The following is a 19,244-nucleotide window of genomic DNA, read 5'->3' as shown; positions in this document are numbered from 1 at the left end:
TACCGTATGAAGGCAAAAAATAAGAAGTGCCTGTCATACCTTTTTTAATTTAAGGTAGATAGACACTCCTCTAATACGTCACGTAAAAACTCAGGGAGGAAATAATGTTTTTCTTTTACCGATGAAATAGGAGGTACTAACCAAGGAAATGAGAAGGTATCGGCTGTAGCAACGGTATATGTGGTGTGTGGGTCCACCTTTTCTCCATTTACAAAAACCGTCTCTACGTAATTCGTTTCATCATGATAGTCTATTGTGAGATTTGAATAGACCATTTTTCCAATTTTCTTACCTCTAAACCCTAGCCCTTTTAACTCAAAATGAATAAACCGTTCTTGTTCAATCATTCGCACGGTTTCAATAAGTTCACGACCCGTTAAAACCATCACACACGGGTTCATCGGATGAGGGCAACTTTGATGGACATCACGTCTTGTCACTGGGCCTTTCTCAAATCCTGTTAATAAAACACCTGAATTTAACATAGCACAGTCAGACTTAGTCCAATGTCTTAATGTATTGACGAAAGCATTCATTAAAGGCGTTTCATTTAACCAGTTGATGGGGTAAGGTTGTTTTAAATGTGCGACAGTTCGACTGAGTTGATCTTCTGCTTTTTCATTTAATTGTTCTAGCAAAATTTTAGATTTCTGATCTTCTGCTTCATTTTCTATAGGAATCGCATAACCTTCTTTTTGAACGACCTTGCGCTGGTTATGATCAAATGTTAGCGAAACATCACCATAATAATATCCATGCTTCCCAACAGCTGTTATTAAGGTCCCGTTCTTTTCTTGACCTTGATTTAATAAATGATGGGTGTGGCCACCCATAATAAGGTCTATATCATATCTTTCCGCCATTGTTTCATCGGAATTAATACCTAAATGAGATAATACGATCATGACGTCCGTTTGTGCTTTTATTTCAGGCAACCATTGTTCTAAAGTCTCAAGAGGTGATAAAGTTTTCCAACCTAACTTTTCATAAAAAGCTTGGAAAGGTGCTGTTAATCCGATGACACCAATGTTAATCCCTGATGGTGTCTCATAAACTTGATAAGGTTTTAACCACTTCGGAGATGGCCCCTTTATAGGCTTAATGTTAGCACACACCACATCAAACTCAGCATCATCATACAAATGAAATAATTGTTCAGATGGTAAGGTAATTCCTTCATTGTTACCTAATGTGGCTACTTCGAAGTTAGAGTGGTTTAACAGTTCAATATTATCTTTCCCTAAAGAAGCTTCAGAAATTGGATGAGAGCGATCCATATGATCTCCATTATCCAAAAGCATATAGAACTCTTCGTCAAGTTGGTGTTTATATGTTTTTTCTTTTATGTCATGCATGATTTTTGGCCAATTTTCAAAATGACTATGTAAATCGCTAGTGAAATAAAAATGTAGCGTTTCCTTCATACTCCATCTCCTTCATCGTTGGCGATTACAAAATCAACCGTATTCCAATTATAATCATTAGTAGACGTAATATCCATTCTAGCACACGACTGTTTAATTTTTGGTTCACTTTAGCACCTAATACTCCCCCAAACCATGCGCCTGGAACAGCTAATAATGCATATTCCCATATAACATTCCCTGCCATGACATGAGCACTAGATGAGACAATACTTGAAATAAAAATCATAAACATAGATGTCGGTGCTGCTATATGCGCAGGAAAACTAAAGAATAAGATCATAGCGGTCACCATTAAAGAACCGCCACCAATACCAAATAGTCCTGAAATCAATCCAACAAAAAATGAAATGATAACACCAAAAATAATAGAATAGGAATATTGAACTGTTTCTCCCGATAGATCAAATTCACGGTGGATGTACAGTTTTTTATCTTGAACATTTCGGTTTTTAGCATATTGGAGTAAATAATCTTTCACAAAAAATAAGCTTGCCAATATTAACATTAAAATTCCAAAATAAAGTTCGAACGCATCTATAGCTACATAACCGTTTAACCAGACACCAACTAATGCTCCTGGAATACTTCCAATTAAAAATATGAGTCCACTATATACATCTACCCGTTTACCTTTAATATATGTAAGAGTTGATGACACCCCCGTAAAAATCATGATCAATAATGACATCGCCACAACGTTTTGTGGTGTAACCCAGCTGAATGCATCCGAGAATTTGGATAAAAATAAAAGTGATGGAACAAAAATTAATCCTCCACCTAAACCAACTAAACTTCCTACAAAAGCACTTGCTAAACCTATGATTATCATGACGATTAGTAACATATGGATCCCTCTTATTGAATTTTTCTCTATTTATACAATAGCATAATTTTCTATTATAAAGTAGCAAACAATTTATTTACAGTAATCATGATATACTTTCAAATTTTCTAATAATTAATTGTTCCTTTTTAATTTAATTTGCAAGTATCCCCCTCTATTTGCGTCTATCATCGTTTTATTTGCAAAAGTCTTCATTCTAATTGCGAGTTTTCTCATTATATTTGGAAGTTCTTTTAGTTTATTTGCGAATTGACTTACTTTATTTGCAAAATCCCCTTTATAAAGCAAAAAAGTATCACAGGGAATCCCTGTGATACTTTTAATCATATTAACCAATAGAGCCTTCCATTTCGAACTTGATTAGACGGTTCATTTCAACCGCATATTCCATTGGAAGTTCTTTTGTGAATGGCTCGATAAAGCCCATGACGATCATTTCTGTTGCTTCTTCTTCAGAAATACCGCGGCTCATGAGATAGAATAATTGTTCTTCTGATACTTTAGAAACCTTAGCTTCGTGCTCTAACGAGATGTTCTCATTTAACACTTCGTTGTAAGGAATCGTATCTGAAGTTGATTCGTTATCCATGATTAATGTGTCACATTCAATGTTAGAACGTGCCCCGTCAGCATTTTTACCAAAGTGTACGATTCCACGGTACGTTACTTTACCACCTTGTTTAGAGATGGATTTTGAAACGATGGTAGATGACGTATTTGGAGCTAAGTGGTGCATTTTTGCACCTGCATCTTGGTGCTGACCTTTACCAGCTAACGCGATTGATAATGTCATACCGCGAGCGCCTTCCCCTTTTAGAAGTACTGCTGGATATTTCATTGTAAGCTTAGAACCTAAGTTACCGTCAACCCATTCCATCGTTGCGTTTGCATCAGCCGACGCACGCTTCGTAACTAGGTTATATACGTTGTTAGCCCAGTTCTGGATCGTCGTATAACGGCAGTAAGCATCTTTCTTAACAAAGATTTCAACAACCGCACTGTGTAGTGAGTTAGTTGAGTAAACGGGTGCCGTACAACCTTCTACATAGTGTACTGATGAACCTTCATCTACAATAATTAACGTACGCTCGAACTGACCCATGTTTTCAGAGTTAATACGGAAGTACGCTTGAAGTGGAGTTTCCACTTTAGTGTTCTTCGGTACGTAGATGAATGAACCACCAGACCATACTGCTGTGTTAAGTGCTGCGAACTTGTTATCAGAAGCAGGAATTAGTTTACCGAAGTATTCTTTAAACAGATCTTCGTTTTCTTTAAGTGCCGTATCTGTATCTTTGAATACAACACCCATATCTTCTAACTCTTTTTCCATGTTGTGATAAACAACTTCTGATTCATATTGTGCTGAAACACCTGCAAGATATTTTTGTTCAGCTTCTGGAATACCTAAACGGTCAAATGTTTGTTTAATCTCATCTGGTACCTCATCCCAAGAACGTTGAGTACGTTCAGATGGTTTTACATAGTACGTAATTTCATCAAAATCTAACTCGTTTAAGTCACCGCCCCATTGTGGCATTGGCTTGCTGTAGAATTGCTCTAAAGCTTTTAAGCGGTACTCTAACATCCATTCAGGTTCATCTTTTCGTGCTGAAATTTCACGAACAACCTTTTCCGTTAAACCACGCTCTGTACGGAAAACAGACACGTCACGGTCATGGAAACCATACTTATAATCGCCTACTTCTGGTGCCTTTTTAGCCATGTAATACCCCTCCTTTAAATAATTAGGTGTCTAACCTCTATTCGTTATCCTTTTCAACACCTTGTTCCATCGCTTTCCAAGCTAATGTTGCACATTTTATTCTAGCAGGGAATTTAGAAACGCCTTGTAAGGCTTGAATATCTCCTAATTCCTCTAAATTATAGTCATTTGTATCAACTTCTTCACCGAGCATCATATCGGAAAACATTTGAGAAATTTTTAGAGCATCCTCTACTTTCTTTCCAATAATAACTTGAGTCATCATTGAAGCCGATGACAATGAGATTGAACAACCTTCACCTTCAAATTTTGCATCCTCTACGACACCGTCATTGATCTTTAACTGTAAATCAATTCGATCTCCGCAAGTTGGGTTATTCAATTCAACTGTGATATGGTCACCTTCAAGCTTTCCGCGATTTCGAGGATTCTTATAGTGATCCATAATCACCTGTCTGTAAAGTGTATCTAAGTTATTAAAAGACATCACCGAAATACTCCTTTGTTTTGCGTAATCCTTCTACTAGTTGATCCACGTCTTTCTTACTATTATACAGATAAAAGCTAGCTCTTGCAGTTGCAGTGACTTGTAATTCTTTCATGAGTGGTTGTGCACAGTGATGGCCGGCACGAACCGCAATACCTAATGAATCAAGCGCTGTTGCTGTATCGTGTGGATGAACGTCATTAAGATTAAACGTCACTAAGCCAGCTCGTTCTCTTGGACCAAAGATTGTGATGCCATCAATTTGTTCCATTTGTTCTAGCGCATAATTCGCTAGTTCTTGCTCATGCTCTTCAATAGCTTCCATACCAACATCATTTAAAAAGTCAATGGCAGCCCCTAAACCAATTGCACCGGCAATAATTGGTGTACCACCTTCAAACTTCCAAGGAAGCTCTTTCCAAGTTGAATCATAAAGGTTAACGAAATCAATCATTTCACCTCCGAATTCAACTGGCTCCATGTTTTCAAGTAGGTGTTGCTTACCATATAAAACGCCAATACCAGTCGGGCCGCACATTTTATGAGCTGAAAATGCATAAAAATCAACATCTAATTCTTGGACATCAACGCTCATATGTGGAACACTTTGAGCACCATCTACGACGATCACAGCTCCGTTTTCGTGCGCAATCTTTGCCACTTCTTTAATCGGATTAATGGTACCTAAAACATTAGATACATGACCCATCGCCACAATTTTTGTCTTAGATGTTACCAATTCACGAACATCATCTAATGATATCGTTCCATCCTCTTGAAGTGGTAAATACTTCAGCGTTGCACCAGTCACTTTTGCAACTTGTTGCCAAGGTATTATATTACTATGGTGCTCCATTTTAGTTAAAACAATTTCATCGCCTTCAGAAAGTTTTTCTCTTCCGTAGCTATGAGCAACCGTATTAATAGCGGTCGTGGTTCCACGCATGAAAATAACTTCTTTTATACTGTTTGCGTTAATGAATGACTTAACTTTTTCACGTGCACCCTCATACCCTTCTGTTGCCCTCGTTCCAAGGGTATGAACACCACGGTGAACATTTGAATTATAACGCTGATAATATTCATTCAATGCGTCAATCACTGATTGTGGCTTTTGTGATGTTGCTGCACTATCTAAATATACTAATGAATGTTCGTTTACTTCCTGATCCAATATCGGGAACTGTTTGCGAACCGTTTCATTTAACATTAATAAACTTTCCCTTCAATAACCTCACGTAGCTGGTTTTGAACCGTTTCAATAGGAATTTCTTTAACAACTGGGCTTAGGAAACCATGAATCACTAAACGCTCAGCTTCTTGTTTAGAAATACCACGGCTCATTAAATAATACAATTGAACCGGATCTACACGACCTACAGATGCTGCGTGCCCCGCTGTTACATCATCTTCATCGATAAGTAGGATTGGGTTCGCATCACCACGAGAGCCTTGGCTTAACATGAGAACGCGGGACTCTTGCTCAGCGTTAGATTTAGATGCCCCGTGTTCAATCTTACCTACTCCGTTAAAGATTGATGCGGCATTATCCTTCATAACTCCATGCTGTAGGATGTAACCTTCTGATTCTTTACCAAAGTGTACAATTTTAGCTGTGAAGTCTTGTTTTTGATCGCCACGACCTACTGATACTGCTTTTGCGTGACATAGGCTGTTTTCACCCATTAGGTTGGTGATGTTTTCAGAAATAGTATTTCCGTCATTCATCTGCCCTAAAGCCCATTCTAATGTCGCATCACGGCCAACCGTACCACGTCGGTTCACATAAGTTGTTGTCCCTTTTTCAAAGTTATCAACTGCACCGTAAGAAACTTTTGCACCGTCTAGTGCAAAAACTTCACTCACGATGTTAGCAACAGATTCTTCATTTTCGTTTTGAGATACGTAGTTTTCAACATAAGTTACTTCACTTAGTTGATCGGCTACTAGTAGCACGTGGTTGAATAACGCTGCTTCAGGGTCTTCTTGCCAGAAAACAACTTGGATTGGTTTTTCAACTTTTACGTTTTTAGGTACGTATAAGAAGACACCACTATTTAATAATGCAGCATGACGTGCTGTTAATTTGTTTTCATCAACAGAAACGCCTTCTTGCATGAAATATTTCTTAACAAGATCTTCATTTTCACTCATTGCTGTGAAAATGTCTTTGAAGATCACACCTTGCTCTTCTAATTCTTTTGATAATGATGCATAGGCTACATCATTATTACGAACAATGATTAGATTATCGTTTGCAGATTTTTCACCAAGTAACACGCGAACTTTCTCTGGTAACTCTTCGTATTTTTCAATTTGAGCACCTGAAACTTCATGTTTGAAGTTAGTGAAATTCCAGTTACGAATACGTGTTTTTTCTAACTTTGGCATTGGTAATTCATCTGCTAAGTCTGCTGCTTTTAATCGAGTGTCGCGGAACCATTGTGGTTCATTTCGACGCTCGGAATACTGCGTTATATACTCTTTATCATAAGGTAGCTGTGTATCCACTTTCATTCTTTTACCTCCTATCCAAGTTACGCGTTTTGACCAACAGTTTCGTCTTCAATCCCTAGCTCTTCTTTAATCCAGTCATAACCTTCAGCTTCTAGACGTTGTGCTAGTTCAGGACCACCAGATTTTACAACGCGTCCTTGCATCATAACGTGTACTTTATCTGGAGTAATATAGTCAAGTAGACGTTGATAGTGAGTAATGATTAAGCATCCGAATTCATCATTACGCATTTTGTTAATACCTTTAGATACAACTTTTAATGCATCAATGTCTAGACCAGAGTCAATCTCGTCTAAAATTGCGATCGCTGGTTTTAACATCATTAATTGAAGGATTTCATTACGTTTTTTCTCACCGCCAGAGAACCCTTCGTTTAAGTAACGTTGTGCCATGTTTTTGTCAATTTCTAAGTAATCCATTGTACTGTCCATTTCTTTAATGAACTGCATTAATGGAATTTCATCGCCTTCTTCACGGCGAGCGTTAATAGATGAACGTAAAAAGTCAGAGTTTGTGACCCCGCTAATTTCGCTTGGGTACTGCATAGCAAGGAATAAACCTGCTTGAGCACGTTCGTCAACTTCCATTTCTAATACATCTTCACCATCAAGTAATACGGTACCTTTAGTGATTTCGTATTTAGGGTGACCCATAATTGCACTAGCTAATGTAGATTTACCAGTTCCGTTAGGTCCCATTACCGCGTGGAACTCTCCACCTTTGATGGTTAAGTTAACTCCCTTTAAGATTTCTTGTCCTTCAATTTCGACATGAAGATCTTTAATTTCTAAAGTTGATCCTGCCATTTGAATACCTCCATTTTTCTATGATTAAATTGATGGTCATTCTCAATTTATTCTCATTATAATTTTAAAACATTTACAATCTATATTCAACTTATATAACCATAAGAATAACCATAAGGTTAACACCTATACCATTATATAAGAAAATTTGTCAGATTTAAACGAAAAACCATATACTACATCATATATAGAAAAAATCCATTACCCTTCAAAAGGTAATGGATTTTTATATCAACTAACGATGTACTTGACGATCGACTTCAGCTACCACTCGTCGGCTCTCTTTATACTCTCTTTCACGCTCTTTTTCAACTTTAATGCGTTTCTCAAGATTCTGACTATACTCTGTGTAACCAACACCACGTGATTGGTGCATGGCTTTTTCCATTTCACTTGTGTACGTCAGGTCGATTTCATTTTCGTTTAAAATATCTAAATCATCCTTTCTTGAATTACAATTATTATATTACCATGGACTCTTTTTATGCTAAAACTCCAAATATCCTTAATAATAACCATAAAAAAGGATATGAGTGGTTGAACCTTACTCATATCCTTACCCTTTATTTTTTGAAGTAAATCCTATAATTTTTTTTGAAATAGTCGAAAAAATGTTATTTACTCACTTACAGGAACGACCGCACCTTCATAATTTTCTTCAATGAATGCCTGAATTTCTTCAGAATGTAGGACTTCTACTAAGGTCTGAAGTTTTTCATTGTCCTCATCTTCACTACGTGCTGCGATAACATTCACGTACGGTGATTCAGAACCTTCTAAAATGATTGCATCATCTGCTGGTACAAGATCTGCTTCAATAGCATAGTTCGTATTAATCGCAACTAATGCATCTTCTTCGCGCTCATAAAATTCTGGTAAAAGTCCAGCTTCAATACTTGCATCAAATTTTAAGTTTAGTGGATTTTCTTCAATATCATCTAAAGTTGCTGTAACTGGATCAACACCATCTTTAATCGTAATAAGATCATGTTCTTGTAAAAGCGCTAATACACGTCCGTGATCCGCAACTGAACGGCTTAGAAGAACCTCTGTACCTTCTTCAATTTCATCGATACTCGATACATTTTGAGAATAAATTCCCATCGGCTCAATATGGATTCCACCTAGGTTAACAAAATCATATCCAAACTCATCAATTTGGTCTTCTAAGTAAGGAATGTGTTGGAAATAGTTTGCATCTAATGTGCCGTTATCTAAGTCTTCGTTCGGCAATACGTAATCTTGATACGTTTCGATTTCTAGGTTAATTCCTTCTTCTTCAAGCAATGGTTTTGCTTCTTCTAATACCTCTGCGTGTGGAACACTCGTTGCACCTACTACAATTTCATCTGAAGAACCACCTGATGATTGACCACAAGCGACTAATACGAATCCTAATAAACTAATGAATGCTACTAAACATAATTTTTTCATTTAAACTTCTCCCTTCAGCATTATCTTTTATCTAATTTTCTTGATAAGGTATCTCCAATAAATTGGAAGATGAAAACAATAATCACTATAAAGATCGTACAAGCGAATACAACATCAAAGTCTCGTCGTTGGAACCCTTTCATATAAGCTAAATCACCTAGACCACCAGCTCCAATAACTCCAGCCATGGCTGTGTAACTAATTAAAGCAATAGCTGTTACGGTAATACCTGAAATTAAGGCAGGCATCGATTCAGGTAATAAGACTTTAAATATAATCGTATGAGTTTTAGCCCCCATAGATTTGGCTGCTTCAATAACTCCTTTATCCACTTCCTTAAAGGCGATTTCAACTAATCTTGCGTAGAATGGAGCAGCTCCAATGATTAGAGCAGGTAAAGCTGCTTTAGGGCCTCGAATCGTTCCCATTAGAAAATCAGTAAACGGGAATAACAATAAAATTAATATAATAAATGGAATAGCTCGAAAGACATTAACTGCTGATGCCGTTACCATATTTAAAAAGTGGTTCTGCCATAGGTTTCCTCTTTCAGTTAGAAATAATAAAAGTCCTAGGATGATTCCAAGAACCAATGTCCCTATAACAGATATCACTGTCATATAAAGCGTTTCATATGTGGCAATCCACATCTCTTCCATATTCACATTTTCAAACCAGTTAGTTAACATTTTCAATCACCTCTACTTCCACACCTGATGACTGAATATAGTCAATCGTTTCGGTGATCAATGCCTTATTACCACTTAACTCCACATAAAGTGTGCCGTAAGCACCTTCTTGAGTCGGTGAAATAGACCCTTGTAAAATATTAATCTCAATATCAAATTTTCTTAATACATCTGAAATTAATGCTCGTTTAGCATCATTGCCGATAAAATGAAGTTTAACCACTTCACGATTTGGATCATTCGTAATAAATCGTTTTAACTCATCTTGCTGATGCTCTAATGGACTCAATTGTTGGACGAAACGTTTAGCTGTTTTTGATTGCGGTTTGACAAAGACACTTAGCACGTCTCCTTGTTCAACGACTCTTCCTTGGTCCATTACGGCTACGCGATGGCATATTTTTTGAATCACATGCATCTCATGTGTAATCATTATAATCGTTAAATTTAACTTCTTGTTGATGGATACCAGTAAATCGAGAATATCATCTGTTGTTTCAGGATCTAATGCCGATGTCGCTTCGTCACAAAGCAGAACATCTGGATCATTTGCAAGCGAACGTGCAATCCCAACACGTTGTTTCTGTCCACCACTTAATTGGGATGGATAAGAATTCTCTCTTCCCTTCAGCCCCACGAGCTCAATTAATTCAAGCACTTTAGTTCTGCGTTCTGCTTTTGGTATTCCAGCAATCTCAAGTGGGAATGCGATGTTTTCAAATACGGTTCTTGACCATAATAGGTTAAAATGTTGGAAAATCATCCCGATCTTTTGGCGTTCTTTTCTTAATTTCCCTACTGATAAACTGGTAATGTTCGTATCATTGATCACTACATCACCGCTTGAAGGTTCCTCAAGACGATTTATTAAGCGGATAAACGTACTTTTCCCTGCGCCGCTATATCCAATGACGCCAAAGATTTCGCCTTTCTCTATGTTTATGGATACATCATCAACAGCTTTGACTTCTTGTTGATTTGTTTTAAATATCTTGGACAATCCTTTGATTGTAATCATGCTTGAAACTCCTCTACAAAATTTTATCCCTTTTAAACATTAATATTTTATCTAATAAAAATACCTTTCCGCTCATAAGAGAACAGAAAGGTATTCATCCGTTCTCTCATCTCTCAAAGCCCAAAGCTTTGTTGGATTTAGCACCTGTCAGGTTCCCCTGATGGTTGCCGGGCTTCATAGGGCCAATCCCTCCACCACTCTCGATAAGAGTATTATTTGTATTTATCATTTTTCTATCATTCATTAAAAAACTCTTTTCCTGCAAGCGCAAGAAAAGAGTCGAAAAACATCGTCACTTTTCTTATCTTGCAATGAATAAATCATTGCTGGAATTAGCACCTGTCAGGACAATCCCGATGGTTGCTGGGTTTCATAGGGCCAGTTCCCTCCACCTCTCTGGATAAGAAATCAAGTTATGTTATTTTGGCTGATTTTTATGTTAGCATGGTAATGTGATCAAGTCAATAAAAATTTTATAAGAGGATGATCCAACTATGAAAGCACCATTATTTGAACTTCCTTATTTAGATCAACAAGACGAAACATTCCGCTTAGAAGATGTGTTAGGTGAAAAAGTAGTGGTCTTAACATTTTGGGTGTCATGGTGCCCAGATTGTGCGAGAGACTTACCAAAGAAGGAACAATTTTATAAAACCTCGCGAAATGATGATTTAGAAATGCTCACGATCAACGTCACCGACCGTGAACATGGAGAGGAAGAAGCTTTAAAATACCAAGATCAATTTTTAACTCAACCGGTTTTAAAAGATCATGGTCGTGAGGTTTATGATTTGTATGAATGTACAGGCGTTCCTATGACGATTGTGATTAATCGTGAAGGAGAAATCATCGGTCGCTTCGGTGACAAATCAGACTTTGTAGAAGTCATCCATACGCTTAGCGGTGTTTTATAACTAGATTAAATAAGGGCCCAATTCTTTTAATAAATAAGGGACGGAGTGAAACGTGTACAAGCGGTCAACGAGTTGTCCTTTTTTAAACACCATTAAACAAGGCACACTCGTCACCTCTTGTTTTTGAACCCAGTCAGGCGCTAATGTTGCATTAAGTTCATAGAAGGTTTCTCTTTCTAAAGTGCCCTCGATGTATTCCAACATTCGACGTGCCACCTTACACGTCCCACAAAAAGGACTATTCACAAACACGATGTGATAGTCCTTTTTTTGAGTCAAAAAATGCACTTGTTCTTGATTAATTTCGATCACAATTAAAATCCTTTCAAGTATTCAACTTTTACTTTCATATTAGCTGCTTGCAAAATGGATGCTAACACAGGTTCTGGCGTATCTTCAACTTCACGATATTTTTTATCAATATAGATGTTCCTCGCGTGTGAAAGCTCACGATTCAACATTTTCCTAAGCTTTTCACCTGGTTCATCTGTATCTGTAAAAATATATACATCACGGTCGAATAAATGGTAATCATCGACTAAGTGTTCTAAAGCATCAATGCCTAACGTTCCAAATGTACATAAAATAAAAACATCTTCATCGTCTAAAATCTTTTGGATTTTTTTACGATCCTGCTTCCCTTCTACAATTAACACTCTTGACGTTTCATCCATGTCATCACCATCTATAATTTTTTATATATAAGAAAAGCCGACCCCGAGGATCAGCTTTTTCTTCACATTACTCTGAATCTGTCATTTCTTGATACTCGTCTGCACTCATTAAATCTTCAATTTGAGACGTATCGCTTGGCTCAACTACAACCATCCAAGCTTTCTCAAATGGAGATTCATTTACTAGCTCAGGGCTATCTTCTAGCTCTTCGTTAATTTCAACAATTTTACCAGACACTGGAGCGTAAAGCTCTGAAACTGTTTTTACAGATTCAACGCTACCGAACGGTTCATCTAGTTCTAGTTCGTCTCCAACTTCAGGAAGTTCAACAAAAACGATGTCTCCTAGTTCGTCTTGTGCGAATTCTGTAATTCCAATTCTAACTTTGTCTCCTTCAACTTTTACCCATTCGTGTTCTTTAGAATAACGATAGTCTTTCGGTAAGCTCATGTCTCTGACCCTCCAAATTCGAATTCTCAAATTAATCATACAATAAATGAACTACTTTTAACACATTCTCATTAAAGTTATTTCCAATTTTCTTCAAAAGTTTCTTCTTTAAACCCAACCGTCACCTTTTGACCGTCTGTTACGATTGGACGTTTTATTAACATCCCATCAGATGCCAATAGTTCTGTCATTTCATCTTCTGATAAATCCTTCAGTTTGTCTTTCAACCCAAGTTCCCGATATTTTTTACCTGATGTGTTGAAAAACTTTTTCGCAGGTAGATCACTTTTTTCAATAAATGATTTTAGCTCAGATTGAGACGGAGGGTTGTCCACAATATGTATCGCCTCATACTCTACGCCGTTTTCATCTAACCATTTTAATGCTTTACGACAAGTCCCACATTTAGGGTATTGATAGACTGTTAAACTCATAAGAGCACCTCCTTGGATGTATCATAACATAAAAAGAATTGAATGAGGATTAATAAGCAAGTTGTTAACCTAATTCTATGGGGTTTATTTGGGTTCTATAGGGGTGTTTATTCAGTTTCTATGAGTGTATCTCTTTCTTTAGAGAATCATTAATAATCAATCGACATGTTTTCGATTTCTATGGGCATGTTCGAAAGTTCTATCGTCATGTTTTCGATTTCCATGGACATGTTCGAAAGTTCTATCGACATGTTCCTCTCGTAAACATAAAAAACCAGCCATGGGGAATTCTCCACGGCTGGTTAGCTCAACAATTAAACGACATATTTTTCAGCTTCGATAATCGCAGCTGCAATATCACGTTTCTTCTCAATCACGTTTATCGGATCGTGACGAGTTAGTTTGCGTAACGCTCCTAGCATCATTCGTAGGCTATCACCTTCATCACTAGCAATGAGGGTTTCTTTTGCGTGTGCTTCAATGCGGTTGAATGCTTCTTGTACGTACACTTGAGTTAAGTTCAGCTTTTGCTGGCTCTTCTCAACTCCGTCTTGATCAAGTGACTTTTGTGTACGTAAAATAGCTGATTCCATGTTGTAAACTTCAGCAGCAATGTCCGCAATGTTTACTAATAATTCTTGTTCTTTTTCTAGTTTTTCACCGTACTTTTGAGCCGCAACTCCTGCAACAAGTAAGCCAATTTTCTTAGCGTTCTTAAGTAGGTAAAACTCTTGTTCAAGTGGTTCATCCCCAACTGGCTCAGGCATCATCGTCATAAGCTCTTCTTGTAGGCCTTGGGCTTTTTGAAGTAATGGAAGCTCACCTTTTAATGCTTTCTTCATGAACGTTCCAGGTACTAGCATACGGTTAATTTCGTTTGTACCTTCAAAAATACGGTTGATACGAGAGTCACGGTACATACGCTCAACTTCGTATTCCTGCATAAATCCATAACCACCGTGAATTTGTACCGCTTCATCAACTGCAAAGTCTAATAATTCCGTTGCCATGTATTTATTCATGGAACACTCAATCGCATATTCAGCGATACTTTTCGCTACTTCATTACCTTCATTTAACTGCTCTTTTGTTAAACCACCTAGGCGCTGTTCAAATAAACCAACTGTGCGATAAACGGCACTTTCATTAGCGTAAGTGTTCGCTGCTACACTAGCTAGTTTTTCTTGAATGAGACGGAACTTAGAAATTGGTGTATTGAACTGTTTACGTTCATTCGCATATTTAGTGGCCACTTCGATCGCGTGTTTAGCACCACCAACGCCACCAATTGCTAATTTATAACGGCCGACGTTTAAGATGTTAAACGCAATCACGTGTCCACGGCCAATTTCACCTAAAACATTCTCAACCGGCACTTCAGCATCTTCTAAAATTAAAGTACGAGTAGAAGATGATTTAATCCCCATTTTCTTCTCTTCTGCACCAGTTGAAACACCAGGGAAGTCACGCTCCACAATAAAGGCTGTAAATTTTTCTCCATCGATTTTCGCATAGACTACGAAAACATCCGCAAATGCTGAGTTAGTGATCCACTGCTTCTCACCATTTAAAACATAGTGAGTGCCCGCTTCATTTAATTTAGCCGTTGTTTTTGCACCTAATGCGTCTGAACCAGAACCAGGCTCCGTTAATGCATAAGCCGCCAATTTCTCACCAGTTGCTAATGCAGGTAAATATTTTTGCTTTTGCTCTTCATTACCGAAGAACACAATCGGTAATGATCCAATACCTACGTGTGCACCATGAGTAATCGAAAAACCACCTGCAAGCGACATCTTCTCCGTAATAAGTGATGACGTAATTTTATCAAGCTCTAAACCGCCATACTCTTCAGGTACATCTGCTCCTAAAAGCCCAAGTTCACCAGCTTTCTTTAATAGTTCAACTGACTTATCAAACTCATGATTCTCTAAATTGTCGATCACTGGCCATACTTCGTTTTTAACAAATTCCTCAGTTGTCTTGGCGATCATTTTATGCTCTTCAGTAAAATCTTCAGGTGTTAAAATATCTTCTGCTTTAACATCTTCGATTAAAAAGCCGCCACCTTTAAATACTTTTTCAGTTGTTTCACTCATTTTAAAATCCCCCTTTGGATATTAAAGTAACTCAAATACTCCAGCAGCGCCCATTCCGCCGCCAATACACATCGTTACAACACCATATTTCACATCACGACGTTTCATCTCGTTCATGAGTGAAATCGTCAATTTGGTTCCTGTACAACCTAATGGATGGCCTAACGCAATCGCACCGCCATTCACGTTTACAATCTCTTCATTTAAACCAAGTTCACGGATGACTTGTAATGATTGAGATGCAAAAGCTTCATTTAATTCAAATAATCCAATATCGTCCAATGTTAAACCTGCTTGCTCAACAGCTTTAGGAATCGCTTTAACTGGTCCAACTCCCATGATTTCAGGTTCGACACCAGCCACCGTGAATGAACGGAACTTTAATATCGGTGATAACCCTTCTTTTTCCGCCTTCTCACGATCCATCACTAAAACAGAAGCGGCACCATCACTCATTTGTGATGAGTTACCAGCTGTTACACTACCCTTAACATTAAAGGCAGGTTTTAACTTAGCTAACACTTCTTTTGTTGTTCCAGCACGAACCCCTTCATCACGGTCAAGTGTCACCGTCGTTTCCTTCACTTTATTGTCTGGACCTAACTCACGATTGGTCACTTCAACTGGCACAATTTCATCATCGAATTTACCTTCAGCTAGAGCTTTAGCTGCACGCTCATGGCTTCGGACTGCAAATTCATCTTGATCTTCACGAGAAACACCAAAACGTTGAGCGACTTCTTCTGCCGTATGCCCCATGGACATATAATAACCTGGAGCATTTTGTACTAATTCTAAGTTTGGTCTAATCACATGGCCTCCCATTGGAATTAGACTCATGGATTCTGCTCCCCCAGCAATAATCGCTTCACTTCCACCTACCATAATACGTTCTGCAGCATAAGCAATACTCTGTAATCCTGATGAACAATAACGGTTAATCGTGATTCCAGGTACGTCGTTAGGTAAGCCTGCTAATCCTGCGATGTTACGGGCCATATTCATACCTTGCTCAGCTTCAGGCATGGCACATCCGATAATGACATCATCTATTGGACCATCGTAGTTATTAGCTCGTTTTAAAGTCTCCTTAACGGTTAGGGCCGCTAAGTCGTCTGGTCGAGAATTAGCAAGTGTTCCTTTTTTAGCTTTTCCAACAGGTGTTCTAGCACCTGCGACTATAACTGCTTCTCTCACAATTGTTCCCCCTCTTCTATTAGAGTCTTCACTCTTCATGCGAACAAAAATCTATTAGTTACGAAGTGGTTTTCCTTTTAATAGCATGTGTTGCATCCGTTGTTGTGTTTTAGGTTCACCAATTAAACTTAAGAATGCTTCACGCTCTAAATCTAGTAAGTAATCTTCATCAACTAACGTGCCATATTTCAGACGGCCTCCTGCTAATACGAATGCAAGTTTTTCAGCAATCTTTAGATCATGTTCAGACGCATATCCACTGTTAGCTAGACCTTTAGCACCAAGTAACATCGTCGCGAAGCCTGTTTCTCCTACGACAGGAACTTTTTGACGTTTTAATGGTTTAAATCCAGCATCTGATAGACTGATCACCTTTTGCTTCGCATCATGGATTAAATGATCTCCATTAACACTAATGTGATCTGTTCTATCGTCTAATAAACCGTTTTCAAATGCTTCCGCTGCCGATGTTGAAACTTTTGCCATCGCAATTTTTTCAAAAACATCGTTGGTGATTTTTTGTAAATCCAAATCAACACCTTCAGGGAGGCCGCTTAACTGCTTAATATAGTATTCTTTGTTACCGCCACCTCCTGGGATGAGGCCAACGCCAACTTCAACGAGTCCCATATAAGTTTCATGCGAAGCCTGAACACTATGAGCTGGTAAACATACCTCTGTTCCACCGCCAAGAGTCATACCAAAAGGTGCCGATACAACAGGCTTTTCGTTGTACTTAATATTCATCATCGCTTGTTGGAATTGTTTTACAACTAGTTCTAATTCCATAAAGTTATAATCTTGTGCTTCCATTAACATCATGCCAAGGTTCGCACCAACACAGAAGTTCTTACCTTGGTTTCCAATAACAAGACCTTTGTAATTCTTGTTAACTTCCTCTAATGCCTGATTAATCATTTGAATGGTATCTAAGCCAATAGCGTTACTTTGTGAATGGAATTCAAGTAAAGCTACATCGTCTCCTAAATCTATTAAACTAGCACCAGCGTTTTTCTTAATAACCCCATTTGCTTCTTTATGGAGTTTTAAGTTAATTTCTTTAGGGTTGAAAGTTTTCTCTACATACTCACCGTTGTGATAGAAATAAACTTTACCATTTTCAGTTTTATAGAATGTTTCATAGCCTTCTTCAAGCATCTCTGTAATCCAATTAGGAACGCTAGCACCCTCTTCTTTCATGCGCTCTACTGATTGTTTAACACCGATGGCATCCCACATTTCAAAAGGACCAAGTTCCCATCCGAAGCCCCATTTCATCGCTTCGTCAATCGCGTTAATATCATCAGCAATTTCACCAACAAGCTGTGCTGAATAAATTAATGTTGGTTTTGAAATGTTCCAGACAAGTTCTCCAGCACGATCACCATTCGCATTAACAATCGCGCGTACCTTGCGCTTTGGACCTTTTTCTTGTTTGGCCATTTCGGTTGCTTGAGTTTTTAACTTCTTACGTTCTTCATACTCTAATGTTTCAGGGTTTAATTCTAAAATCTGACTTCCATCTTTACCTTTTTTCTTTAAGAAAAAGCCTTGACCAGACTTGGCTCCTAACCAGCCTTTTTCATTCATCTGTCTCATAAATTCTGGTACTACAAACGCTTCTTTCTCTTCTCCCTCAACATTGTCATAGACATTTTTCGCCACATGAATAAAAGTATCCAAACCGACGACATCTAATGTACGGAAAGTGGCGCTTTTCGGACGTCCAATCATAGGACCTGTTACCGAATCAACTTCCCCGATTGTATAACCGCCATTTAACATTTCTTTTACGGTTACTAATAAACCATATGTCCCTATGCGATTCGCTATGAAGTTTGGTGTATCCTTGGCTTCAACGACGCCTTTACCTAATACGTCTTCTCCAAATGTCTTCATAAATTCTAATACTTCAGGGTCCGTATCTTGATTAGGAATCACTTCTAATAGTTTTAAGTAACGTGGTGGATTAAAGAAGTGTGTTCCTAAGAAATGCTTTTTGAAATCCTCTGAACGCCCTTCTGCCATTGCGTTAATCGAAATACCTGATGTATTAGATGAAACAATCGTTCCTTCTTTACGATGCGATTCTACTTGTTCATATACTTTCTTCTTAATATCTAAATTCTCAACAACCACTTCAATAATCCAGTCAACATCTTTTAACTGTTCCATGTGGTCTTCAAAGTTACCAACTTCAATTAACTCTAAACTTTTTTGACTCGAAATTGGAGAAGGTTTTTGTTTCTTGAGTTTCTCCTTATTGCTGGCTGCAATTCGATTGCGAACGACAGCGTCATCTAATGTTAAACCTTTCTTCTCTTCTGCTTCCGTTAGTTCACGAGGTACAATGTCCAACATGAGTGTCGGGATCCCTATGTTGGCCAAGTGAGCCGCAATACCAGATCCCATTACACCAGATCCTAATACTGCTGCGCGCTTGATTTTCCGGTTCATGAAATGTTCCCCCTATTCTTGAATGAATACTCATTCATTTTTATCGTAAAAAATATTGGATAGGTTAAAC

Annotated in this window: 19 protein-coding genes and 2 riboswitches; of the genes, 1 reads left to right on the top strand and 18 read right to left on the bottom strand. The window is 38.0% G+C overall.

What is annotated here, in order from left to right; translation table 11 throughout:
- Positions 1-44 precede the first annotated feature (44 nt).
- The 11 genes from BMY57_RS06730 to BMY57_RS06680 all read right to left on the bottom strand — a co-directional run bounded on the left by BMY57_RS06730 (position 45) and on the right by BMY57_RS06680 (position 10,948).
- The gene (locus BMY57_RS06730) at positions 45-1,424 is read right to left on the bottom strand and encodes a bifunctional metallophosphatase/5'-nucleotidase (protein WP_091773263.1); all 1,380 of its coding nucleotides are present in this window, start codon (positions 1,422-1,424) and stop codon (positions 45-47) included.
- A 25-nt stretch (positions 1,425-1,449) separates the two neighbouring features.
- Complete coding sequence (locus BMY57_RS06725) at positions 1,450-2,271, bottom strand: sulfite exporter TauE/SafE family protein (RefSeq protein WP_091773262.1); 822 nt, start codon at positions 2,269-2,271, stop codon at positions 1,450-1,452.
- A gap of 328 nt (positions 2,272-2,599) precedes the next feature.
- Complete coding sequence (gene sufB / locus BMY57_RS06715; protein WP_091773260.1) at positions 2,600-3,997, bottom strand: Fe-S cluster assembly protein SufB; 1,398 nt, start codon at positions 3,995-3,997, stop codon at positions 2,600-2,602.
- A 37-nt stretch (positions 3,998-4,034) separates the two neighbouring features.
- Positions 4,035-4,484 carry a Fe-S cluster assembly sulfur transfer protein SufU gene (sufU, locus tag BMY57_RS06710; RefSeq protein WP_091773259.1) on the bottom strand — a complete coding sequence of 150 codons (450 nt, stop codon included), beginning with the start codon at positions 4,482-4,484 and terminating at the stop codon, positions 4,035-4,037.
- Positions 4,474-5,694 (bottom strand): cysteine desulfurase, encoded by a 1,221-nt coding sequence (locus BMY57_RS06705; RefSeq protein WP_091773258.1) that lies wholly within the window; start codon positions 5,692-5,694, stop codon positions 4,474-4,476. Before BMY57_RS06705 ends, sufU begins: the two co-directional genes overlap by 11 nt.
- A complete protein-coding gene (gene sufD / locus BMY57_RS06700) occupies positions 5,694-7,001 on the bottom strand; it encodes a Fe-S cluster assembly protein SufD (protein ID WP_091773257.1) in 1,308 nt (435 codons plus the stop codon). Before sufD ends, BMY57_RS06705 begins: the two co-directional genes overlap by 1 nt.
- A gap of 20 nt (positions 7,002-7,021) precedes the next feature.
- Complete coding sequence (gene sufC / locus BMY57_RS06695; RefSeq protein ID WP_091773256.1) at positions 7,022-7,807, bottom strand: Fe-S cluster assembly ATPase SufC; 786 nt, start codon at positions 7,805-7,807, stop codon at positions 7,022-7,024.
- Positions 7,808-8,042: 235 nt separating this feature from the next.
- On the bottom strand, positions 8,043-8,183 hold the full coding sequence (locus tag BMY57_RS16040) for a YuzK family famiily protein (protein WP_177176344.1): 141 nt from the start codon (positions 8,181-8,183) through the stop codon (positions 8,043-8,045).
- Positions 8,184-8,425: 242 nt separating this feature from the next.
- Positions 8,426-9,241, bottom strand: a complete 816-nt coding sequence (locus tag BMY57_RS06690; protein ID WP_091773255.1) for a MetQ/NlpA family ABC transporter substrate-binding protein — start codon at positions 9,239-9,241, stop codon at positions 8,426-8,428.
- 20 nt (positions 9,242-9,261) lie between these two features.
- Positions 9,262-9,930, bottom strand: coding sequence for a methionine ABC transporter permease (locus BMY57_RS06685; protein WP_091773254.1), 669 nt, complete (start codon positions 9,928-9,930; stop codon positions 9,262-9,264).
- Complete coding sequence (locus BMY57_RS06680; protein WP_091773253.1) at positions 9,920-10,948, bottom strand: methionine ABC transporter ATP-binding protein; 1,029 nt, start codon at positions 10,946-10,948, stop codon at positions 9,920-9,922. Before BMY57_RS06680 ends, BMY57_RS06685 begins: the two co-directional genes overlap by 11 nt.
- 103 nt (positions 10,949-11,051) lie before the next feature.
- A riboswitch (SAM riboswitch) is annotated at positions 11,052-11,158 on the bottom strand.
- 88 nt (positions 11,159-11,246) lie between these two features.
- Positions 11,247-11,355, bottom strand: a riboswitch (SAM riboswitch).
- An 87-nt stretch (positions 11,356-11,442) separates the two neighbouring features.
- Between BMY57_RS06680 and BMY57_RS06675 the strand changes: the two genes are divergently transcribed.
- Positions 11,443-11,862 (top strand): TlpA disulfide reductase family protein, encoded by a 420-nt coding sequence (locus BMY57_RS06675; protein ID WP_091773252.1) that lies wholly within the window; start codon positions 11,443-11,445, stop codon positions 11,860-11,862.
- Here the strand turns inward: BMY57_RS06675 and BMY57_RS06670 are convergent, their stop codons facing one another.
- The 7 genes from BMY57_RS06670 to BMY57_RS06640 form a co-directional block, all read right to left on the bottom strand.
- A complete protein-coding gene (locus tag BMY57_RS06670) occupies positions 11,863-12,150 on the bottom strand; it encodes a thioredoxin family protein (RefSeq protein ID WP_256205265.1) in 288 nt (95 codons plus the stop codon).
- Positions 12,151-12,176: 26 nt separating this feature from the next.
- Positions 12,177-12,536, bottom strand: coding sequence for a toprim domain-containing protein (locus BMY57_RS06665; RefSeq protein ID WP_091773251.1), 360 nt, complete (start codon positions 12,534-12,536; stop codon positions 12,177-12,179).
- Between the two features lie 67 nt (positions 12,537-12,603).
- A complete protein-coding gene (gene gcvH / locus BMY57_RS06660) occupies positions 12,604-12,987 on the bottom strand; it encodes a glycine cleavage system protein GcvH (RefSeq protein ID WP_091773250.1) in 384 nt (127 codons plus the stop codon).
- Between the two features lie 77 nt (positions 12,988-13,064).
- On the bottom strand, positions 13,065-13,421 hold the full coding sequence (locus BMY57_RS06655; protein ID WP_091773249.1) for an arsenate reductase family protein: 357 nt from the start codon (positions 13,419-13,421) through the stop codon (positions 13,065-13,067).
- Between the two features lie 314 nt (positions 13,422-13,735).
- The gene (locus BMY57_RS06650) at positions 13,736-15,520 is read right to left on the bottom strand and encodes an acyl-CoA dehydrogenase FadE (protein WP_091773248.1); all 1,785 of its coding nucleotides are present in this window, start codon (positions 15,518-15,520) and stop codon (positions 13,736-13,738) included.
- Positions 15,521-15,541: 21 nt separating this feature from the next.
- The gene (locus tag BMY57_RS06645; protein ID WP_091773247.1) at positions 15,542-16,717 is read right to left on the bottom strand and encodes an acetyl-CoA C-acetyltransferase; all 1,176 of its coding nucleotides are present in this window, start codon (positions 16,715-16,717) and stop codon (positions 15,542-15,544) included.
- A gap of 54 nt (positions 16,718-16,771) precedes the next feature.
- Positions 16,772-19,174, bottom strand: a complete 2,403-nt coding sequence (locus BMY57_RS06640; protein ID WP_091773246.1) for a 3-hydroxyacyl-CoA dehydrogenase/enoyl-CoA hydratase family protein — start codon at positions 19,172-19,174, stop codon at positions 16,772-16,774.
- Between the last annotated feature and the right edge of the window lie 70 nt (positions 19,175-19,244).

Origin of the sequence: Piscibacillus halophilus, from assembly GCF_900110685.1 — a bacterium.
GTDB lineage: Bacteria > Bacillota > Bacilli > Bacillales > Alkalibacillaceae > Piscibacillus > Piscibacillus halophilus.
Note: the sequence above shows the minus strand (reverse complement) of the source record. Positions and strands in the feature narration are given on the sequence as shown.

Excerpts from the sequence above, each read along its gene's own strand:
- BMY57_RS06730 (WP_091773263.1), bottom strand. The coding sequence starts at position 1,424 with ATGAAGGAAACGCTACATTTTTATTTCACTAGCGATTTACATAGTCAT.
- BMY57_RS06725 (WP_091773262.1), bottom strand. The coding sequence starts at position 2,271 with ATGTTACTAATCGTCATGATAATCATAGGTTTAGCAAGTGCTTTTGTA.
- sufB (WP_091773260.1), bottom strand. The coding sequence starts at position 3,997 with ATGGCTAAAAAGGCACCAGAAGTAGGCGATTATAAGTATGGTTTCCAT.
- sufU (WP_091773259.1), bottom strand. The coding sequence starts at position 4,484 with ATGTCTTTTAATAACTTAGATACACTTTACAGACAGGTGATTATGGAT.
- BMY57_RS06705 (WP_091773258.1), bottom strand. The coding sequence starts at position 5,694 with ATGTTAAATGAAACGGTTCGCAAACAGTTCCCGATATTGGATCAGGAA.
- sufD (WP_091773257.1), bottom strand. The coding sequence starts at position 7,001 with ATGAAAGTGGATACACAGCTACCTTATGATAAAGAGTATATAACGCAG.
- sufC (WP_091773256.1), bottom strand. The coding sequence starts at position 7,807 with ATGGCAGGATCAACTTTAGAAATTAAAGATCTTCATGTCGAAATTGAA.
- BMY57_RS16040 (WP_177176344.1), bottom strand. The coding sequence starts at position 8,183 with ATGCACCAATCACGTGGTGTTGGTTACACAGAGTATAGTCAGAATCTT.
- BMY57_RS06690 (WP_091773255.1), bottom strand. The coding sequence starts at position 9,241 with ATGAAAAAATTATGTTTAGTAGCATTCATTAGTTTATTAGGATTCGTA.
- BMY57_RS06685 (WP_091773254.1), bottom strand. The coding sequence starts at position 9,930 with ATGTTAACTAACTGGTTTGAAAATGTGAATATGGAAGAGATGTGGATT.
- BMY57_RS06680 (WP_091773253.1), bottom strand. The coding sequence starts at position 10,948 with ATGATTACAATCAAAGGATTGTCCAAGATATTTAAAACAAATCAACAA.
- BMY57_RS06675 (WP_091773252.1), top strand. The coding sequence starts at position 11,443 with ATGAAAGCACCATTATTTGAACTTCCTTATTTAGATCAACAAGACGAA.
- BMY57_RS06665 (WP_091773251.1), bottom strand. The coding sequence starts at position 12,536 with ATGGATGAAACGTCAAGAGTGTTAATTGTAGAAGGGAAGCAGGATCGT.
- gcvH (WP_091773250.1), bottom strand. The coding sequence starts at position 12,987 with ATGAGCTTACCGAAAGACTATCGTTATTCTAAAGAACACGAATGGGTA.
- BMY57_RS06655 (WP_091773249.1), bottom strand. The coding sequence starts at position 13,421 with ATGAGTTTAACAGTCTATCAATACCCTAAATGTGGGACTTGTCGTAAA.
- BMY57_RS06650 (WP_091773248.1), bottom strand. The coding sequence starts at position 15,520 with ATGAGTGAAACAACTGAAAAAGTATTTAAAGGTGGCGGCTTTTTAATC.
- BMY57_RS06640 (WP_091773246.1), bottom strand. The coding sequence starts at position 19,174 with ATGAACCGGAAAATCAAGCGCGCAGCAGTATTAGGATCTGGTGTAATG.